23 protein-coding genes and 2 pseudogenes are annotated in these 18366 nt (G+C 41.5%); 4 read left to right on the top strand and 21 right to left on the bottom strand.

The window, feature by feature from the left end; all coding sequences use genetic code 11:
* Window positions 1–103: 103 nt before the first annotated feature.
* A pseudogene (locus tag TW84_RS25335) lies at window positions 104–228 on the top strand (IS110 family transposase); the annotation flags it as partial.
* Between the two features lie 34 nt (window positions 229–262).
* Here the strand turns inward: TW84_RS25335 and TW84_RS12630 are convergent.
* The 8 genes from TW84_RS12630 to TW84_RS25190 all read right to left on the bottom strand — a co-directional run bounded on the left by TW84_RS12630 (window position 263) and on the right by TW84_RS25190 (window position 5453).
* Window positions 263–889: a LysE family translocator gene (locus tag TW84_RS12630; protein ID WP_045975997.1), complete on the bottom strand. Its 627-nt coding sequence runs from the start codon at window positions 887–889 to the stop codon at window positions 263–265.
* Window positions 890–1148: 259 nt separating this feature from the next.
* Window positions 1149–1496 carry a cell envelope integrity protein TolA gene (tolA, locus tag TW84_RS12625; RefSeq protein WP_045975996.1) on the bottom strand — a complete coding sequence of 116 codons (348 nt, stop codon included), beginning with the start codon at window positions 1494–1496 and terminating at the stop codon, window positions 1149–1151.
* 197 nt (window positions 1497–1693) lie between these two features.
* Window positions 1694–2182 (bottom strand): P-loop nucleotide/nucleoside kinase family protein, encoded by a 489-nt coding sequence (locus tag TW84_RS12620; protein WP_045975995.1) that lies wholly within the window; start codon window positions 2180–2182, stop codon window positions 1694–1696.
* Between the two features lie 27 nt (window positions 2183–2209).
* Window positions 2210–2749 (bottom strand): MOSC domain-containing protein, encoded by a 540-nt coding sequence (locus TW84_RS12615; protein ID WP_045975994.1) that lies wholly within the window; start codon window positions 2747–2749, stop codon window positions 2210–2212.
* Window positions 2750–2860: 111 nt separating this feature from the next.
* Window positions 2861–3313: an NUDIX hydrolase gene (locus TW84_RS12610; protein ID WP_045975993.1), complete on the bottom strand. Its 453-nt coding sequence runs from the start codon at window positions 3311–3313 to the stop codon at window positions 2861–2863.
* A 110-nt stretch (window positions 3314–3423) separates the two neighbouring features.
* Window positions 3424–3849, bottom strand: a complete 426-nt coding sequence (locus TW84_RS12605) for a bifunctional diaminohydroxyphosphoribosylaminopyrimidine deaminase/5-amino-6-(5-phosphoribosylamino)uracil reductase RibD (protein ID WP_045975992.1) — start codon at window positions 3847–3849, stop codon at window positions 3424–3426.
* Window positions 3850–4200: 351 nt separating this feature from the next.
* Window positions 4201–5310 carry a hypothetical protein gene (locus tag TW84_RS12600; RefSeq protein WP_045975991.1) on the bottom strand — a complete coding sequence of 370 codons (1110 nt, stop codon included), beginning with the start codon at window positions 5308–5310 and terminating at the stop codon, window positions 4201–4203.
* 14 nt (window positions 5311–5324) lie between these two features.
* Entirely contained in the window at window positions 5325–5453 is a 129-nt protein-coding gene (locus tag TW84_RS25190) for an N-acetylmuramidase family protein (protein WP_162197123.1), read from the bottom strand.
* 232 nt (window positions 5454–5685) lie between these two features.
* Between TW84_RS25190 and TW84_RS24105 the strand changes: the two genes are divergently transcribed.
* Window positions 5686–5862, top strand: a complete 177-nt coding sequence (locus tag TW84_RS24105; RefSeq protein ID WP_240478176.1) for an iron chelate uptake ABC transporter family permease subunit — start codon at window positions 5686–5688, stop codon at window positions 5860–5862.
* A gap of 91 nt (window positions 5863–5953) precedes the next feature.
* On the opposite strand, the gene TW84_RS12595 is transcribed toward TW84_RS24105, so the two are convergent.
* The 3 genes from TW84_RS12595 to TW84_RS12585 all read right to left on the bottom strand — a co-directional run bounded on the left by TW84_RS12595 (window position 5954) and on the right by TW84_RS12585 (window position 8991).
* Complete coding sequence (locus tag TW84_RS12595) at window positions 5954–7489, bottom strand: BCCT family transporter (protein WP_045975990.1); 1536 nt, start codon at window positions 7487–7489, stop codon at window positions 5954–5956.
* Window positions 7476–8378, bottom strand: coding sequence for a homocysteine S-methyltransferase family protein (locus tag TW84_RS12590; RefSeq protein WP_045975989.1), 903 nt, complete (start codon window positions 8376–8378; stop codon window positions 7476–7478). The genes TW84_RS12595 and TW84_RS12590 overlap by 14 nt, the downstream gene beginning before the upstream one ends.
* Before the next feature lie 187 nt (window positions 8379–8565).
* Window positions 8566–8991 carry a TraR/DksA C4-type zinc finger protein gene (locus TW84_RS12585; protein WP_045975988.1) on the bottom strand — a complete coding sequence of 142 codons (426 nt, stop codon included), beginning with the start codon at window positions 8989–8991 and terminating at the stop codon, window positions 8566–8568.
* Window positions 8992–9182: 191 nt separating this feature from the next.
* On the opposite strand from TW84_RS12585, the gene zigA reads away from it, so the two are divergent.
* Entirely contained in the window at window positions 9183–10382 is a 1200-nt protein-coding gene (gene zigA / locus TW84_RS12580; RefSeq protein WP_045975987.1) for a zinc metallochaperone GTPase ZigA, read from the top strand.
* A 62-nt stretch (window positions 10383–10444) separates the two neighbouring features.
* Here the strand turns inward: zigA and TW84_RS12575 are convergent, their stop codons facing one another.
* From TW84_RS12575 to TW84_RS12545, 8 genes and pseudogenes are all read right to left on the bottom strand, one after another.
* Window positions 10445–10660, bottom strand: a complete 216-nt coding sequence (locus tag TW84_RS12575) for a DUF6434 domain-containing protein (RefSeq protein ID WP_045975986.1) — start codon at window positions 10658–10660, stop codon at window positions 10445–10447.
* Between the two features lie 132 nt (window positions 10661–10792).
* The gene (locus tag TW84_RS12570; protein WP_045975985.1) at window positions 10793–11524 is read right to left on the bottom strand and encodes a PhzF family phenazine biosynthesis protein; all 732 of its coding nucleotides are present in this window, start codon (window positions 11522–11524) and stop codon (window positions 10793–10795) included.
* Between the two features lie 163 nt (window positions 11525–11687).
* A complete protein-coding gene (locus TW84_RS12565) occupies window positions 11688–12143 on the bottom strand; it encodes a hypothetical protein (RefSeq protein ID WP_045975984.1) in 456 nt (151 codons plus the stop codon).
* A 202-nt stretch (window positions 12144–12345) separates the two neighbouring features.
* Window positions 12346–12507, bottom strand: a pseudogene (locus tag TW84_RS24100) (2-thiouracil desulfurase family protein); the annotation flags it as partial.
* A gap of 21 nt (window positions 12508–12528) precedes the next feature.
* Window positions 12529–12912 carry a nuclear transport factor 2 family protein gene (locus TW84_RS12560; protein WP_045975983.1) on the bottom strand — a complete coding sequence of 128 codons (384 nt, stop codon included), beginning with the start codon at window positions 12910–12912 and terminating at the stop codon, window positions 12529–12531.
* 134 nt (window positions 12913–13046) lie between these two features.
* Window positions 13047–13697, bottom strand: a complete 651-nt coding sequence (locus TW84_RS12555) for a hypothetical protein (RefSeq protein WP_045975982.1) — start codon at window positions 13695–13697, stop codon at window positions 13047–13049.
* 63 nt (window positions 13698–13760) lie between these two features.
* Window positions 13761–14213 carry a hypothetical protein gene (locus tag TW84_RS12550; RefSeq protein ID WP_045975981.1) on the bottom strand — a complete coding sequence of 151 codons (453 nt, stop codon included), beginning with the start codon at window positions 14211–14213 and terminating at the stop codon, window positions 13761–13763.
* 92 nt (window positions 14214–14305) lie between these two features.
* Window positions 14306–15133, bottom strand: coding sequence for a class I SAM-dependent methyltransferase (locus TW84_RS12545; RefSeq protein WP_275041671.1), 828 nt, complete (start codon window positions 15131–15133; stop codon window positions 14306–14308).
* Between the two features lie 591 nt (window positions 15134–15724).
* Here TW84_RS12545 and TW84_RS12540 point away from each other — a divergent pair.
* Window positions 15725–17155: a hypothetical protein gene (locus TW84_RS12540; protein ID WP_045975979.1), complete on the top strand. Its 1431-nt coding sequence runs from the start codon at window positions 15725–15727 to the stop codon at window positions 17153–17155.
* 65 nt (window positions 17156–17220) lie between these two features.
* On the opposite strand, the gene TW84_RS12535 is transcribed toward TW84_RS12540, so the two are convergent.
* Entirely contained in the window at window positions 17221–17406 is a 186-nt protein-coding gene (locus TW84_RS12535) for a hypothetical protein (protein WP_045975978.1), read from the bottom strand.
* Between the two features lie 4 nt (window positions 17407–17410).
* Window positions 17411–18253 (bottom strand): DUF3626 domain-containing protein, encoded by an 843-nt coding sequence (locus TW84_RS12530; RefSeq protein ID WP_045975977.1) that lies wholly within the window; start codon window positions 18251–18253, stop codon window positions 17411–17413.
* Window positions 18254–18366: the final 113 nt, after the last annotated feature.

Genomic DNA, 18366 nt, shown 5'->3' with positions numbered 1-18366 from the left:
TAAAGTATGTGCCTTTACGTGCATACTTTTTCTCTAAGTAAGCGGCATGATAAACGCATGGACCTAATTGGGACAGACACCTGAACAGGGATAGAAAACTTAACAAATGCTTGCGGCAGGAAAACCAAAAGTGCGGCAATCGTTGCCTGTATGAGAAAGATGGTTGTTATATTAAATTCTATGCTTCGAGGCAGTGTTATCTCGGATAGCCATGGCGCCAAAGATTAACTATCGACGCCATCGTTCCTTGTTAGCACCTAGATTATCGCTGCTTCATAAACGCCACTGCCAAACCAGAAGAAACGAATGTGATACCTGCACCGATATTTAACCCTGACACTAGTCTAGGTTTGTTTCTAAACCACTCAGACAATTGAGACGAGAAAACCCCCATTAAACTAAAGCCAACGGCCGTTAATAACGCAAACCAGATGCCATAACCGATCATTTGAGTCGTCACTGAACCTAAGCTTGGGTTTACAAATTGAGGTACAAAAGCAAGAACAAACATACCTGGCTTCGGGTTAAGCGCTGCTGATAGAAAGCCAGTTGAGAATATCACTTTCAGTGGCTGTTTTTTCGCAGGCTCCAATGAGAACAGGTTTCTCGAACGAAGCACTTTCACACCCAACCAAATTAAGTAAGCAGCACCAACGAATTTTACTACGTAAAATGCCACTTCAGAGGTTTGAATTAGAAGAGTGAGCCCAAAGGTAGCTGCCACGACATGAAACAAGATACCGGCCCCAGAAGACATTCCTGACATTATTGCCGCCAATCGACCTTGACTTAAACCACGGCCGATTGCGAGTAAATTATCTGGCCCGGGCGAAACAACTAACAATAAACAAGCCAATGTATAAGTGACAAATACCTCTAATGGAAACATAAACCCTCCTTGTTGTATGATCCTGAGTGCTAACGCCCGATTAAGTAGTGAGCAAGATTACCACCTGCCTAAAGCATTGTGCCGTAAACACTAAATCTAATTAGGACAGACACTGTAACAGATTCTTTCGGTAGGAAAACCAGAAAATGGCAATCGTTGCCTGTGTGTGAACGATGGTCGTGATATTAAATTCTATGTTAGGAGAGATAGTAATGGCGCCAAAAATTAACTATTGACGCCATCGTCTAATGTTACGCCTTTACATGAAATTTAAGGTCAATGTAATTTGTTGTAGCTGCGTGGCTACATTGCTCTTTGGTAAAGGAAATACGTCAACTCGTTTGACCGCAGCTTCACCTGCTTGGCACAGCTTTTCATGGCCAGATGAGCTAAGCGACATAACTTTACCATGAGAGTTTAACGAAATCTGAAACTCACATTTTTGGCCATTAACTTCATTGATGTTACCTAGTTGATTTTGAATCAGCTGAGTATAGATTTGACCATATTTTACTAATTCAGAGCTCTGAGACTCATTTGTGTATCCCAAATGTGGAGTTGTTAGACCAAGTAGTATCAACACACTCCTCAAAATCGGCTTATTCATTTGCATTCCTAATTATTGGGGATTAGCCATTATTCCAATTAAGTAGAATCTAATTGGGACAGACACTATAACAAGTTGTCCAATTCAGTGGTGAGCAACACCATACCTTTTCCTCCGCATAATACCCTAAACACATCAAGCGACGCATATAAACAATGCCAAGGGTTGTAAATCTGTCTTAAAGGTTTGTATGCGTATCATCCCACTCGCACTAAACTAAGATTTTCACTCGCTGCTGGAGCTTCAAAATACTGAGTGACATGATAAAACACAGCCTCTGTATCAAACATAGCTCTTTCTGGTTGTTCAACTCGGCGTTTAGCAATATGGGATAAGCATTGCTCATCTGTTAGGTCTAAATACCAAAGCTCATGCTCACTCCCTACTTCGACGCACAGTGATATGAACCAAGCTCTTTGTTTAATAGTATTCGCTGGAAAATCCATGACAACGTTGACCCCAACGTTCAACAAACTTTGAATATGGCTTCTAACAAAAGGTTTGATAAGAGTTGAGTACTTAATGTAGTCATCAAACGTTTGAATTTGTGAGGGGTAATGAGCTGACAGCCAATCATCTTCTGAAATAAGAACTGCATTGTTTTCAGCAGCAACACACTTTGATTTGGTTGATTTACCTGCTCCCATCTTGCCACAAAAGGAGAACAACTTTCCCTGATTTTTCATGTTTCCTCATTTACGTATCACGCCAACTTAAACCCTTTCTAGAGCATGGAATGGCTCATCGGGTAACTCAACAACGATGCTATCGCCTGCAGAAACTCGACCACCGACTTTGACGACTCCCATTACCCCAGCCTTACGAACTAACCTTCCTGAGCTATCTTTGCACAAAACAGCAGACAATAACCCAGTCTGGTATGCCTCGATTTGAGGGCAAGGGTTGCGGAGACCTGTAATCAAAACCTCTGCCCCACTGCTAAACCTAATTACGCTGTCTCTTGGTAACCCTAGTAAGTCGATGCCTGATGTTGTGATGTTTTCCCCAAGTGATGCTGGCTCAACTTCAAACCCTTTAGCTTTAAGCTCGGAGAATAGTTCATTGTGAATAAGGTGAACTTGTCTAAGATTTGGTTGATTAGGGTCGACTTTTACTCTTGAACGGTGCTTTACCGTTTTTCCTCGATGGGCATCTCCTTCAACACCTTCTCCCTCAATCAGTAATATTGAATCAGCAATTGATTTAGAAAAAGTGTGCTCAGCACATTTACTGACTGAAACTACTTTGGGCATCCTTTCCTCCTGAGACCTCACATGCTTAATAACAGACAGTCTCGTTTTTCCGTCTGCCTCATTTACGATCACAAGTGACTAGAAATTAATCATTGACACTTTGATCGTTTTTTAGCCGAGTGTTATACGACATAGCTCATTAATAGGCTTGTCTACAAAATACTCCCAAACGTGCTTGAATGCTGCATGTTGTGTTGGAAAAGACGATAACTCTAACGCTTCTTCTAAGCTACACCATTTAAAATCCGTGTGTTCATGATTAAGAACGACTTCTTGATTCGCTGGACACTTAACTACAAAGACTGGAATGACTTCAATAACGTTCGAGTAGGACTCATAAAACTGCTCTAGGAATTGGCCATTGTACAGTTCTGTCACTTCAATCTGGGTTTCTTCCTGAAACTCTCGAACGATGGTTTGCCAAGGCAATTCACCTTCTTCCATTGAACCTGCGACATGGCACCAAAAGCCGCCTTTCACTCGCTTCATTAGAAGCATCTTTGTTTCACCGTTTATTTCCGACAGTGCTACTCCGGAAACAATCGAATTGTTTATTGGAATCATTTTTATACCTAGAAACTACGATAGTTGGCTAATGCCCAGCTAAGTGGCTAGCAACGCATTCCAACACACTTAACCTAAGTTACCGAGCGTTGGTAGTTCGTCATATGCCTTTACGATTGACTTAAGTATGGCTCCAAGAAAGCACTGACTTGCTCTGCACATAAACCAACTTGTACGGAGACACCCGCCTGCCTTAGGATTTCGATACCCCTTCCACTATTACGAGTATCTGGATCCAACATAGCGACAACGACATGCCTTACGCCCGATTCAACTAATGTGTTGGCACAAGCGGGAGTCCGACCAACAAAGGAACAAGGTTCCAACGTTACATACGCGGTAACACCTTCTTTTGAAGCAGAATAGGATTCAAGAGCCTGAACTTCTGCATGGTTACCGCCTATTGATTGTGTATACCCTTCGGCCACCACCTCGCCATTTTTGACAAGAACACAACCAACAGGGGGATTTGGAATACAAAAGGGGAATGCATTCTTAGAAATTTCTAAGGCTCTAAGCATATATTTCTCTGACATCTTTTCGTATTCCTTTCATTGATATATAACATTATTAATAACAGGCGGTCTCGTTTTTCTGTCTGCCCGACTTGCCATTAATCTATCATAAGTCACTAAAAATTAATGTAAATATATCAAGCTATATATTCTATGATTATATAAAAACGAGCGTACAAACTAGTTGGGACAGACACACTAACATTCGGGCATAAACTTTCTCGCTGTGATCGCGCTATTACACCTGATTCAGTCGTACAACTGCTCTGCGTAACGTTTTAGAACACGTTTTTTTACTTTATATGGAGTTTAAGTGTCAGATTTCTGCTACTGCAATTCACCCCTCACCCAGAGATTTGACTCAATAACTATCTAAATCGAAGCCGCCGCTTTCTTTAGTTGATCAAACAGTATTTTTTGATTGCTATTGTCTGCAAAAGCTGTCGGCTTTGACGAGTAGACCTGATGCTTTGTATCTAAATTTATCAACCTGGCTTGTCCTGTACTGCCCCAAAACGCATTGACCAAGTTTCTGTCTTCCACTGGCATCTGATGCAGTTCATTAGAACGATAGGTCAATAAACGAGTTGACGATGGAGGCAGTTCTGATGAATTTTGGAAATCGACCAGTTCCAATTTGATATCTACATAGTTATTGCCGCTAATATTGACCCTTACCATCCCTACGGGACGAAGCGATGCACTCGCGCGTCCATTATTGGTGGCCACTATGTCTACTTCAAAAAAGCTATAAAGCCCCTGCTGTTCTCCCTGAATTTTCGCCAATTGCGCGTCAATACCTCGCATGTTGTCACGTAGATTTTCCAACGTCGTATCATTTTCCTCAATCACTTCTTGCAGATCTTCTTTCACATCAGACAACAAAAACTTTAGCGCTGGTACGTTCAAGGCTGGGCCACTACCCGTTTTAAATGTCATCCCTGAGTAGTTTCTTGTTATTGATAACACTTGTCGCTCATAATAAACCGCTTCATCATCATCAATATAGTTACTTAAACCCCAGCTTTTCATTTCACCTACACGGAATTCCGTCAACAAAAACTCATTATTTTCCGGATCTAGGTAGGCATCAATCGTCGTGATGTACCGTGACAATTGTCTTTTTGTTTCTGCAATGTTTTTCAAATCAACTTTTGCACTGTCATAAGCTTCTATCAGTGTGTTTACATCGAATGTAGGGTAACGAATCTTATCTCCCCTATTTCCATTTGGCTCCACTTCATAGAATAAGGATTCATCAATATATGGTATGAGCAACCTAAGTTCTTCTGTTGCCAATGCAACGCGGTACGTATCAGCATTAACTCGGCGTATCTCTTCGATTTCAACATTTATGTCTGATGTTTCTACAAAGTAAATCTGCCAAACTGGAATAGCGATTGCGGATAAACCACCCAAAACAGCGACTGCGACTGACTTAGCGTGTCCTTTTAGCTTGTTCTTTATTTCTTCGAATGTCATTTTTCATCTCCTTTTCATACGCTGAATGTTGCAAACGCTGCTTTTAGCCTCTCGTCATAGCGATGTTCAGCGCGAGCCAACATCGACCAATCCAACGCTTTGTTCGCTTCATGCCATTTAGGATTTGCTTTGATGGCTCTCATGAGTTGATATCGACCATATCTTCTCGCAGATTTACACCACCTTTACCGTCTGAACCATTGAGTTCTATGGTTGGCATGCCAAACCTTCAATTTAAATAACAAGGGTTAGGCTAACCACGGCCTGCGCTGAAGTATTGGCGCAAAGCATGATTTATTGATATGAACTAATGAAAAAATAACCTTGTGAAAGTTGACCCATCGATAGAGCGCGTTTTAGGCGTAAACGGGCTCATTGCATAAAGGGTTGATTGTTTTCTCCGCTATCCTTGGCAGTCTATTTTTACTTGGAAGTGACTTGATAGCGCGAGTCATACTCATTCCTCAGGAGCTTCCTGTCGGTATCGTCACCACTTCAATAGGTGGTGTGTTTGTGTTTTTCTTACTGATGAAGAACAGCGCATCAAGTTAGCGCTCAGGGAAGGTATAAGATCTCAAGTTCGTGGATTGAACAATAGAAACCCTCTTCAAGTTTAAACATGAAGAGGGTTTGTTGTTTTAGGCTAAGCAATCAGTTCTTGTGCTTCTACAGACGCTTCCGATTCTGGTTGCGAAGCTGTCTTGCCTTTCAGTTCCATCATGAGTTGTTTAACCAAAATGCCGTAGATAAACATCATCGGTAGTCCCGCTACCACGCACAAAGACTTAATGGTATTGATGCCGCCACCTGTGAGGAATACGCTAAAGCTGATAAGTGCAATCGCCCCTGCCCACATCAGTTTGACTTTGTTGTCTGGGTCTCCGTTTAGGGATAACTGATTCGTCGTCAGCATCGAGGTGGCAACACTAGCGCTCGACATCGTCGTCAACATCAAGAAGAACTGAATCACCAAAAACACCGCAAGAACCACATTGTTTGCTGGCAACGTTTTGATCAACGAGACGACGGCAAACGTCAATCCACCATTGCTCATCCACTCTTGAACAGGATAACCACCGAATAACTGCGCCCAAACCGCGTAGCCCCCAAAGATAGAGATAAAGAAAGCACATCCCAAAGCGCCCATCGAGATGGTATACAAGATGACTTCACGGATAGTACGGCCTCTCGATATGCGGGTAATAAACAACCCCATCATGATTAAGTACGCGTAGTACCAGAACCAATAATATTGAGTCCATGCTTGAGGGAAACCACTCTTTTGCACAGGATCTGTCCAAAGGGACATACGGAAAAAGCTATCGAGCATCACTCCAAGTGAATCCGTTACGTTGTTCAAGACAAATTGGGCATTTGATGAAAACAGCACAAACAAGGCAAAGAGAATCGCAGCGATGACCGTGTAATCCGATACCTTACTGATGCCTTTGTTGAAGCCCACCAGCGTCACTGCAAATAAAACCAATACAAACAAGAAGATGATGCCACCTTGAAGCAACAAGTTATTCTCTATTCCAAATAGTCCAGCGGTTCCCGTACTAAGCAGAGTAACGGTTAACGCCAATGAACTCGCAAACGCCGCGAGTGTGCCGAAGATGGCCAAAAGATCCACGCATTTACCCACGATTGGATTGTTACCAATTACGGGTTCACAGAGTGTCGAGAGCTTCAATGTACGGCGTTTTTGTACATAGAAAGCGTAAGCAAAAGGAATCGCAGGGAAACAGTAGATCGCCCACCCTGTTATCCCCCAGTGGAACATTGAATAAGTGACCGACCACGCAGCTGCGGTATAACTGTTGGCCTCGGCAAATAACGGAGGAGATTGTAGGTAGTACATAGGCTCCCCAATCCCCCAATAAATAAGCGATGCACCAACGCCAGCCGTAAAGATCATGCCGCCAAAAGAGAAGTTCGAATATTCGGGCTTTCCTTCCCCTAATCGAATGTCACCGTACTTGGAAAACGCCAACCACAGTAGAAAGCCAACAAGAGCAAGACTGAAGATTTGCACTAACCAACCAAACCAATCGGTCACAAACGTCATTGCGTTGTTCGCCATCGCTTGAGACTGTTCAGGGAACATCGAAGAGACAAATAAAATGATCAGGACAGTGCCAATCGCAGGAATGGTGAGCCCGAGATTAAGATTCTTCAACAGTATCTCTCCACGCCGTCAGTTCAGCAATATGACTTGGCTCAATGCCACAACAGCCGCCAATGATACTCGCCCCTAAGCGATGCCACGTTTTCGCGTATTCCAGATATTCTGTTGGTGAGAAGTGTCTAAGTCCTTGATATGACTCATTCGCTTGGTGATTCACTTTAATTGGCGCAAAGCTGTTCGCGTAAACACCAATAGTTAGCGTCTTCCCTGTTCGTTCCAATACCTGATTCACGTCTTTAATCGCTTGTTCAATCACTTCAGGAATTGAGCAATTGAAGAAAACACCCTGCGCATTAGTATCAAGAAGCGCCTCTACAGCGTCTATGACAAGCTCACCAGAGCGCAGACGCGAGACTTTGCTGACTTCATCTTCTAACGTGAAAGCGATATAAACTGGCTTGTCGGTTTTAGACAGAACTTGGCTGATCACTCGCGCTTCGCTAAGGCTTGCAACGGTTTCCGCCAACCAAATGTCCACATAAGGTTCTTGCGCTTTAAATAAACTCACACTGATGTCGTAAGCACTCTTTTCTTCAAATAAATCAGGTCGATAAGAACCAAAGGCAGGAGGGATAGCGCCAGCAACAAGCACTTCTTTTTGTGACAACGTCACGACATCACGAGCAATTTTAGCCGCTTTCTCTGCCAGCTCGCGTCCCTGCTGTGCATACAAATCCTCACCTAAATGAAACGGAACACAGGCATAACTGTTGACGGTAATGATTTGTGCCCCGGCATCAATAAAACCTTGGTGCGCTTGCGTAACATGTTGTGGGGATTCAATAAGCGCTTGAGCACTCCAAAGAGGTTGAGAAAAAGGAGCACCGATGCGCTTTAGCTCGCGCCCCATACCACCATCCAATATTTTCAGATTTACCATTTAGACATCCATACCGCTAAAATCTATTTGGCTATTCAATCACAATATGACAGAAGTGAAAGTTACATTTCCTCACACTCAACATGAAGAATATTCATGTTGAGTGAAAACAAGTAATGTTTTGCACGTTATTATGCGACGCAATGATAATTAAAACCTACTTTCCCCTATTTACTTGGGTGGTACCTTACTCCCTGTACCAGTGTTCTTTTGACTCCATTTGCGCTTTCACTTCTGTACTATATTCAGCTGTAGGTCGCGCCAATAGCCTTGGAATACCGATAGGATCACCGGACTCTAAACAATAGCCATACTCCCCTGCGCGCAAGCGAGCCAAAGATTGTTGGATCTTAGGTAACAGCTTTTGCTCTCTATCTATGATCCTTAATGCGATTGCAGATTGCTCCTCGCTGGAAGCCCTGTCGCTTTCATCACTGAATTCCATTGGCGCAATCATCTCTTCTTTAGCGCGTTCAATATGCGCTAACGTCGAGTCATATAGCTCAAATAATCGGTTTTCAAAAAACGCGGTCTGAGATTGATTCATATAATCCGCCTCGGGCGCTGCAAGAATTTCTTCTTCTGTCATGACATGCTTTTTCTCTTCGTTCATAGAAACCTCCACACCGAGATAAGAGTTCGATGTCTAAATTCCGCACATCTAAGTCTGTACAACTTAACGACGAATAGAGGCGCCGATAAGGTGCAGTGCTTGACACAGTCACAAACTGCTTGATGCCAGAGTTAAGATCACCGACCATATTAATTGTTATATTATAACATTACACTATAAAGAGCATGAGCATGAACACCCAGAAACTCCCTGTTACGGTTTTGTCCGGCTTTCTAGGCGCAGGAAAAACAACCGTTTTAAGTCATATTCTTAACAATAGACAAGGCAGAAAAGTAGCGGTCATCGTCAACGATATGAGCGAAATCAACATCGATGCAGCAACCGTTCAGAATGAAGTTTCTCTCAACCACAGTGAAGAAAAGTTGGTTGAAATGAGTAACGGCTGCATCTGTTGTACCCTGCGTGAAGATCTACTTGAAGAAGTCACTAAACTCGCTCAAGAAGGCAGATTCGATTATCTAGTTATCGAGTCTACCGGCATCGCTGAGCCTCTCCCTGTTGCCGAGACTTTTACTTTTAGCGATGAAAACGGGCTTTCACTTTCAGACGTTGCGCGTTTAGACACCATGGTTACGGTGGTTGATGCGATTAATTTTCTGCGCGATTACGATGAAGCTAAGTTCTTAACAGAGACAGCCGAGTCCTTAGGTGAAGACGATGAACGCAGCGTCGCTGACTTACTGGTTGATCAAGTAGAGTTCGCTGACGTGATCTTGATAAGTAAAACCGACCTTGCTGAGAAATCTGAAATCGAAAGGCTTGTTGCGATTCTTAAAACCCTAAATACATCGGCCACCATACTTCCGATCTCGAATGGTGAAGTAGAGCTTGATGCAGTACTCGACACACAAAGCTTCAGTTTTGAAAAGGCACAACAAGCTCCAGGTTGGTTGAAAGAAATGCAAGGCGAACATATACCTGAAACCGAGGAATACGGTATTTCCAGCTTTGCATATCATGCGCGACGCCCTTTCCACCCAGAGAAGTTTTATGACTTCCTCCATAATGCGCAAGATTATGGAAAACTGATTCGTTCCAAAGGTTACTTTTGGCTAGCAACCAGACCAGATTTTATCGGTCAATGGAGCCAAGCAGGAGGCATCGCACGTTATGGAGTCGCGGGTATGTTTTGGAAAGCGATTCCGAAAGAGGAATGGCCGACGGATCAAGATTACCTCGACGCCATAAACGACATTTGGCAAGAACCTTATGGCGATATGCGACAAGAACTGGTGTTTATTGGTCAGGGATTAGAGCAAGAGAAATTGATTGCCCGCCTCAACGACTGCTTGTTAACAGAAGATGAGATTGAGCAAGGACTCGACTATTGGTTATCTTTGGAAGACCCTTTCCCTGAATGGGAACAGTAAGCCACTGAGATACAAAACAGCCTCCCATCATTCGGGCGGCTGTTTCTGTACTTTAATATCAATTACTTTGATTTCTGTCGTTTAACCCATTCTTCTGAGGCATCCCCCATTGTCAAACCTGTGGCATTGTTAATCCAATTCATGAAATCACGATCAAACTTAAAATTTTCACCAAATTTAGATTTGAAATATCTGCGAACATTCTGAGTCGTTTTATAGCTATCTGTGATAATTGTGCTGTCATCAATATAGTTTCTATGCCAATCAACCTTATCCATGGTTTTGAAACCTCCTCTTGTATAACAATGTTAATTACAGGCCATTTCGTTTCTCTCTCTGCCTGACTGACCGTTAGCCTATGATAAATGGCTAACAATTAGCTCTTGACGCCATAGCGTTTTGTTAAATTACTATTTCCGTAGCCTTGCATTTGCAGACAACAGGATTGAGTTACCTGAAATACGCCTTACGCTAAAATAGCCACCAGACGACGAAAGTTGGTGTACCCGAAGTGAATCTGAGTTAAGCCTGTCAAACCAGTATGGAGCTAAAGAACATTGAGCAGAACCTGTCGCAAGATCTTCAGATATACCAATTTTGGGCGCAAAATATCTTAATACGTACCCATTTTCGCCATTCTCTGCAGTCACGATTAAAGCATGGTAATTACCAAGCTGTTTAAAGCGCATATCATCAGGCTTGAAATCTCTTACGGATTCTATTGAGGGTAAGACTATAACTAAGTCTCGAGTTGAAAATACGTCAATAGCATCAACAGCCAAATCCGCTATTTCTGGTGGAACGACACATGTTTCACCTTTCCAGCTAGGCAACTCAAGAGTATACAGGCCATTCTTTTTGGTAATAGAGATGTCTCCGTATTTGCTACTGAAAAGTACACTATCGAGTTTGTACTTAGAGATGATTTCAGCACCAGCCCCCAAGCTACCATGCCCACACAGGTTAATTTCCCCATCCAGCGCAAACCAACGAATGTGAAACTGTCCATTAATTCTGATAACAAAAGAGGTAACTGGAAGTCCTGCTTCACAGGTTATTTGCTTTAATTCTTCATCAGAATGCCAACTATCAAGCTCTACTACCCCACAAGGGTTACCAGAAGCAGACGCACCACCAAACACATCATAAGTTTTTAATTTGATAATTCATCACCCTCGATTTCAATTGAACGCCATATTAAGGTGCTAACAACGCCACCACCTAAACCTTAAGCATTTTGCCATAAACACTTAAATTGAAGTAAGCCGAAAATGCCACGTGTTTGAGGTCAGTTTGAGTGCCTTGTTAGGACTTGCGTTGACCGTTTACTTTATTTAAATCTTTAATACTTGGAGCATTGGCTACAAGGTTTTTAGCTAAATCTGAAGGTAAGTCTATAAATAAGGTTGCGCTACTATCCCAACACACAATCTCAAACACTGCATTTTTTAGCTGCTTTTCTGGAATGCCCTCCCAAAAAATAGAGTTTCCATCCGCAAATGGTTCATCAGTGGTAAAAGGCCTCGTACCTTTAGGAAAAGCAGAAATGACAGCCCACGAAAACTGATAATCAAATTCACTTATTTTTGACGCTAATTCTTGGCCAGTGACCCAAGATGGGTCATCTAACTCAGGCCAAGCACCATCTATGTCAGAGATATGCCAATCATAATCCGATAGGCTAATTTCGAGCCAATTCTCAACATTTATTAGGCTTGTATAGAAATCAATCCCTTTTGCTTTTTGTTGGATATAGTTCATTGGACCCCTTGAAGTGCTAGCATTCTTAATAGTAAGCAGTTTCGTCTTTCTCTCTGCCTGAGTTACCATCAACCTATCATAAGTGACTAAAAATTAATGTAAATGTATCAAAATACAGATTCTATGATTAGATAAAAACGAGTGTGCGCGAATTCAATTCAGCAATTCAGGACACACTCCAAAAGATTTCTTGAACAGTTTGCTAGCTATGTTTTTCCAACGCCTCTCGGAGTTTAGCTATCGTATGTTGACTGTAAACTTTAATTCCATTGCGCTTTAACAATGCAGTAGCTACGCCTGAGCCATCGACCTTGATGCCGTTAAATGTACCATAATAAATTTTTGAACTGCCACAGGAGGGACTGCCTTTTGTTAAGTGCGAAGCTTAGTACTCCTGTGTAACCTTAACCCATTTTGCTCGCCACTGCGGGGCTTCCATTGGCCCAGGCCAGAACTCTTTTTGCTTCACAATTAAACCATCTTCTACAGTGTGAAATGTTATCGCTCGATCTTTTTGAACACTATCCGTAATCGAGACATCAGTTACGACTATTGCACCATCACAAACCACAGAATGAACGTCAAACTCCCAAACACCATTTTCTGGGTAGTAAGAATTAATAGCGGTGAAGTTTTCTCGACCTACAATTAACTCACCTGACTGAGGCCAGAATCCCTCAAAATCAGGGCTGAGCCACTCACTGGCTTTCGCAAAATCATTTGTTTTCATTGCATCCCAAAAAGCTAGGACAACTTCCTTTGGACTCATCATTTCCTCCGAGCACCTAATACCAAATTATGTAGTGAGCGACGTTATACCGATGCCACCGCATACTACCTTAAAAACCAAAACCAACATATAGTGAAAATGTTACGTTGCGAATCACTCTAAAGACTTTTTGTTTAATAAGAATGCTCCTGTGTGCGGTGATAAAAGTCGGGAGCTAAGTTTACAAATTTAAAAAGATCGCTAGACATAATTAGCTTGAGCAGAGCTTGCATTGCGACTCCATATTCACTCACCTTTTGATCTTCATCCCCCAATTCATAATGCTCACAATATGCTGCCTCGTCGTACCCAGACATACCATAAAGTGCTATAGAATATTGGTTGCTCCAATCTCCTATGTTCTTCCTTACTTGTTCACGAGTTTCTTCTGACCTGTAAGTGTCCTCTAGCCTTTTTTTCTGGCGATCGGCATTAATTAACTTCAACAATTCAACTTTATGCGTGTCGGTTAACTCAGATTCATTATCCTTAACTTTCTTTTGAATACGCCAACCAACAACTCCATCCAAATCAGACCAAGTCTCTAACTTATCCTCTTGGTATTGTTCAAGCTCTTCCCAGCTGTTTAGGTGTTTATTCTCTAGATCCCACCACTCAATGTACTCATTTAGAGTTTTATTAAGACCAACTTCTGTATTGATGTACACAACACCCTCAGAAATAACTAATGCATAAATTATTTCACTTTCATACTTATCAATTAATACTTTTAGCTTGGGCTCAAGTTCCTGAAAAATTAAATCCGCATCTAAACTATTTCTCATAAGATTATCCTATTAAACTAACATCCTTAATAACGGGCAGTATGATTTTTCGTCATGAAAATTTCAACGAAGGCGTAACTTCCCAATGCTATTTATACGACTGTAATCGTATTTGGGATAATAAATCCAGAATATGTTATCATTTTTCGAGTCCTCAGCTATCAGTAACTCCATCTCACCGTTGTTAACAACGATCCGCACTTTACTTTTACGTAAAGGTTTCGTCCTATTGATAGTCACATACTTTTTGTTTTTTAAAGCATACAATAACTTAGATTCGTCAAAATTTTCATCAGATTCTATAACAAAACTGTAATCACTTAATTCTGAAGCTAGTGTCGTTCTGATATGATATTTCAGGGAAAAGTCTAGGGTAATGCCTGATAACACTGTCCCTACAAATACTACTACGGTTGCTTTCCCCTTACCTAAACACCCAAGCACAAAAACTGAAAACAATCCTAAGACAAAAATTATTTTATTAATAGAGAACCAAATATCTATGTAGTTATCCATATTTTCCCTCTTTTCCCTATTTTCATCACGCCATATTCAGAGGCGACAAGAATCTAATTGGGACAGACGCCTTAACAACTACATTAATAATCTCAACTGCACTTTTTCGCAATAACTAAACCGTGATTACTACTACCTAGCAATGATGGTTCAGCACAAGTAGAAAGGTGATATGACAACCAAGCTTGATATTGTTGTTCATTCAAATGGTTAACCTCATGACCTATAAAACGAACAAAACCATCAGTTGCTATATGCTTTTCAACGCAAAAACCTGATTGAGTTGCTATGGATTCAATTTCGGATGGCTCAGCAAAGTAGCCAGTTCTAAAAAATGGGTCTACATCTGGTGAAGTAACTAAGCCACTTTCTTTTAGCTCACTCAAAACCGCCGGAGAAACCAAGTCACTAGACATTTTCGCTAGTAATCCTGAAACAAAGAATCGGCTTATATATGCTATTGCAACGACTCCATTAGGCTTTAATATGCGATTAGCTTCTCGCAATACAGCTTCTCTGTCTGACTTTGACTGTATATGGTAAAGAGGACCTAAGATTAACACGACATCCTGACTACCATCCTCTATAAAACTGACGTCCGTTGCGTTCGCTTCATAGACAGATAAATTCAAAGATCGACGTGTGGCATTATCTTTGAGTTGTTCCACTAATTCAGGAACTAACTCGACCGCTGTCACACTCATACCCAGCTGAGCATAGTGAAGTGAGTATCGTCCAGTCGCTGCACCAAGCTCTGTCACATGACATTCTGGAGTAATATAAGCACCCAGCACACTCAATGTCGTATCAAATTCAATACGTGTTATATTTTGAGAAATAAGGCGCTTCTCTTCATCAAATTTCGCGTAGTATTCCATATATTCTTCTTGCACGACTTCCTCCTGTACAGTTAACGCCAAATTCAGGTTTGAACAACACGACCGCCATACCTAAACCATGGCGAATCTAATAATCCAATTGGAACAAATCTAATTGGGACAGACACCATAATAATCCATGTATTTTGAGAGGTCAGGTCTTCATTATCGGCCATCTGTTTTGCTCTGAACTACACGCTTAAGGCTGTCATTGGTATCTCTGAGATCGGCCGATTCAGTATGGTTTTGGTGCTATCTGGCTTGCTTTTTTTCCCCGCTTTTGATGTAGAATACGTTACAAAATTATAGGTTCGAGTGGTCTGGTGTTGGTTTTGTGCACCGAGTTGAATTCGGAAATGACAAAGGAAGGTTTAACGGATGCACAGTGTAGATCCACTCAGTCTATTTATTTCACATTTAGCGCCTCAGTGTGAGGTGTTTTCGCATGTTCAGCTAAGAGCTCCCTGGGGGATCGAAGAAAACGTAAATTCAGGACATACACCAAAAGGCTGTTCGTTTGGATTAATTAGTAAACTGAACACAACGCTCGCATAAATGCCATTCAGTTGTTGAACTAAAAATCTTATTTCTATATAAAATTCATATTCACCGAGTCACATATAGGAAAAATCAATGTCTAACAAAATTAGAATCCTTAACAATTCGGACCAACCTATATATGTAATAGCAACACTAAATAAAGATTGGCTTTTTTTTGATTCTGCCATGTTCGCTCTCAAGCTAGCAAAATCTGCCTCATCACTTTTATCAAGCACAACGAATGCTGCAAAACTTACATACAAACTAGGTAAGCTAAGTCGCAAGATACAAAAGCAAGCCAAAGCTAACAGGGATTTCTTTAAGAAGAATGGACTCCAAATAAATCCTCAACAACAAGTCAAGGTACTTGATAAATCAAACTCTATACTAAAAATTCTCGAACCAAGTCACCTTGCAGGATTGTTAGGTGCAAGCGATATAACTTTGACAATGATGACTGAAGATGGCGAGAAGTTCATCCAGTTCAACACAAACAGTGACCGCTCTTGGATTGCTTTTGACAACAGGATTGTCGCCGCTAAAAAAGATGACACCAAAAAAGAAGAAAGGCACTCAGGTATTAAATACTGGGATACATACGGAAGGCCCAAAGCGTCAGTTTTCGGAGATCAGATAGGCGAAGGGGATCGGTACAGAATATCAGAACACATGGGTACCTATGTGGGAGTTTGGCAAGATTATCAGATGAGGAATCTGTTTTATGGTCTTGCGGAAATGAATGACCATGTAATCAAACCACTGACTTCTGCAAACAAAAAATACACCACCGGGCGATTCCCTTCGGTGGCTGTTTTAAAGAAGAATATTGTTGTGGAGGTTCATGAGAGTGAAAAAACCCCATATCTCTGGAGCTCGATTGGCGACGTCAAGGGTTCGGTAATAAACTTCTCTTCGTTTCAAAAATTATTTAAAGGGGTAAGCCCCTCAATTGTTAGAGTAAACGATGAAACTGTCATACTTACGTACAATGAGAGCATGGCATCTAGCAATATCTTTTATCGAATAGGTACAATCCTAAAAGATGAAATTCGATGGACTGATAGCAATCGTTGTGGGTCTGGCACTCAACCAACCATCCTCTTCAATGGTGACAAAGAAGCAATTGTAATCAGTAGTCATAACGGTGGTTTGTACTATCGCGTAGGCCGTATCCACGATCAACAAATTAGCTGGGAAGAGAAACAACACAAGTTCATTGAAAAAGGGGTGCTTTTTTCAGCCTCACAAAGGGGTGGAGATATCATTGTTACATATCAAAAAGGCTCGTCCGGGACCGCCAACCAAACGTATCAGATATGCGGGGAAATTGATACAAAACAGAAAGGGACGAATAACTACATAATGTGGGAGAACAACATATCAACAGGTACTGGCCCAACGGCAGTTTGTTTTGACTCTACAGGTTCAGTCGTAGGGCTTAAAGGCGAAGTCGAATTCAACAAGGCGAAGTACAGTTATTCTGGTGAATATGATCGTATTAAACTGAAACTAGCAACAGACTAATTGAAACTAATAATATAATTCAATTCAGAGAATTCAATTCAGGACACACACCAAAAGATTTCAATTTAGTGAGCCCCGTAGTTAGAGCCACGGCAAGATTCGAATACCACGACACAAGGAGATTGTTGACGCAAAAACTCACTAAATTGCTGAGGTGTCAGGTCTTTATTGGAAAGCACCTTTGAGTTTAAATAAACACATACTTGGATAGCCTTAGTGGCTAGGTCAACACCAATGATCGTGGTTTTCATCTTGTTATGCTCGTGCTGACTGATATCCAAACCTAGCCAAGTAATGCCACACTTTTTTGACTTCTTGCGCATCGTAGCCCCGCTTTGTAACCGCTGAACCCAGTATCTTTGCGTTTATGCTTCCGTTTTGAGCTAATTCTTTAGCGAGTTCAATATACTTTTGGCCTCGGTAGTCGGGATAACGACTCATTTCTTCAAGACTAAGCCGATAACCATTATGCCATTTAACTGGGATACCTAAGTTCAAAGCTTGTTGCTCAATAGGGCTACTGCGAAAAACTGGATCAAGAACAAGACATTCAATGTCGTCTTTTACTGAAATTTCGCCGTGTATATGCGCTTCGATATAGTCGTCTAACAAGTCTGAGTTTGAAGCTAGTGCTTTATCTATTAAAGGGCTAACTCGATTGAAAACAGCAAAGTCTTCAGGTTCAAAATAGCTGTCGGGATAGCAAAACGTTGTTCGAGCAGAAACATGAGGCTTAAGTTGGAAATACGATGATCCAAACCGTGGAGACGCACCTGTTTCATAGTTTCTGAAGTTTAGAGCACCATATTTTGGTCGAAGGTTGTTTAAAGCATTATCATATGCCCCATCAAAGACCTTTTGTTCCCAAAGCCAACGTTCACCACCAGTATAAGCGGTCAAACCACCATTACTTGTGCCTGTTTCAAATTGAGATTTCAGATAACCGTCTTCTGCTATTGCTTGAAGTATTGGCTTATTCTCAGTAGTAAAGCGATCTGGATGGAAGTTAATTGTAACGGCATTAGCGATTGATGAATCAACACCTTGAGACTTGAGTCTGATATTTTCGATTGCTTGCTCTACTACATTTTTAGCCATGAAATCTCCTATTTTCGACAAAGAGCATAACGCCAAATTAAGGTGTGAACAACGCTAACCACCTTGCCTAAAGCATTGTGCCATAAACACTAAACCGACTTGAAGTGAGAGCG

This window comes from Vibrio neptunius, assembly GCF_000967495.1.
GTDB classification, from domain to species: Bacteria; Pseudomonadota; Gammaproteobacteria; order Enterobacterales; family Vibrionaceae; genus Vibrio; species Vibrio neptunius.
The sequence above is the reverse complement of the archived record's forward strand: the minus strand, read 5'-3'. Positions and strand labels throughout refer to the sequence as shown.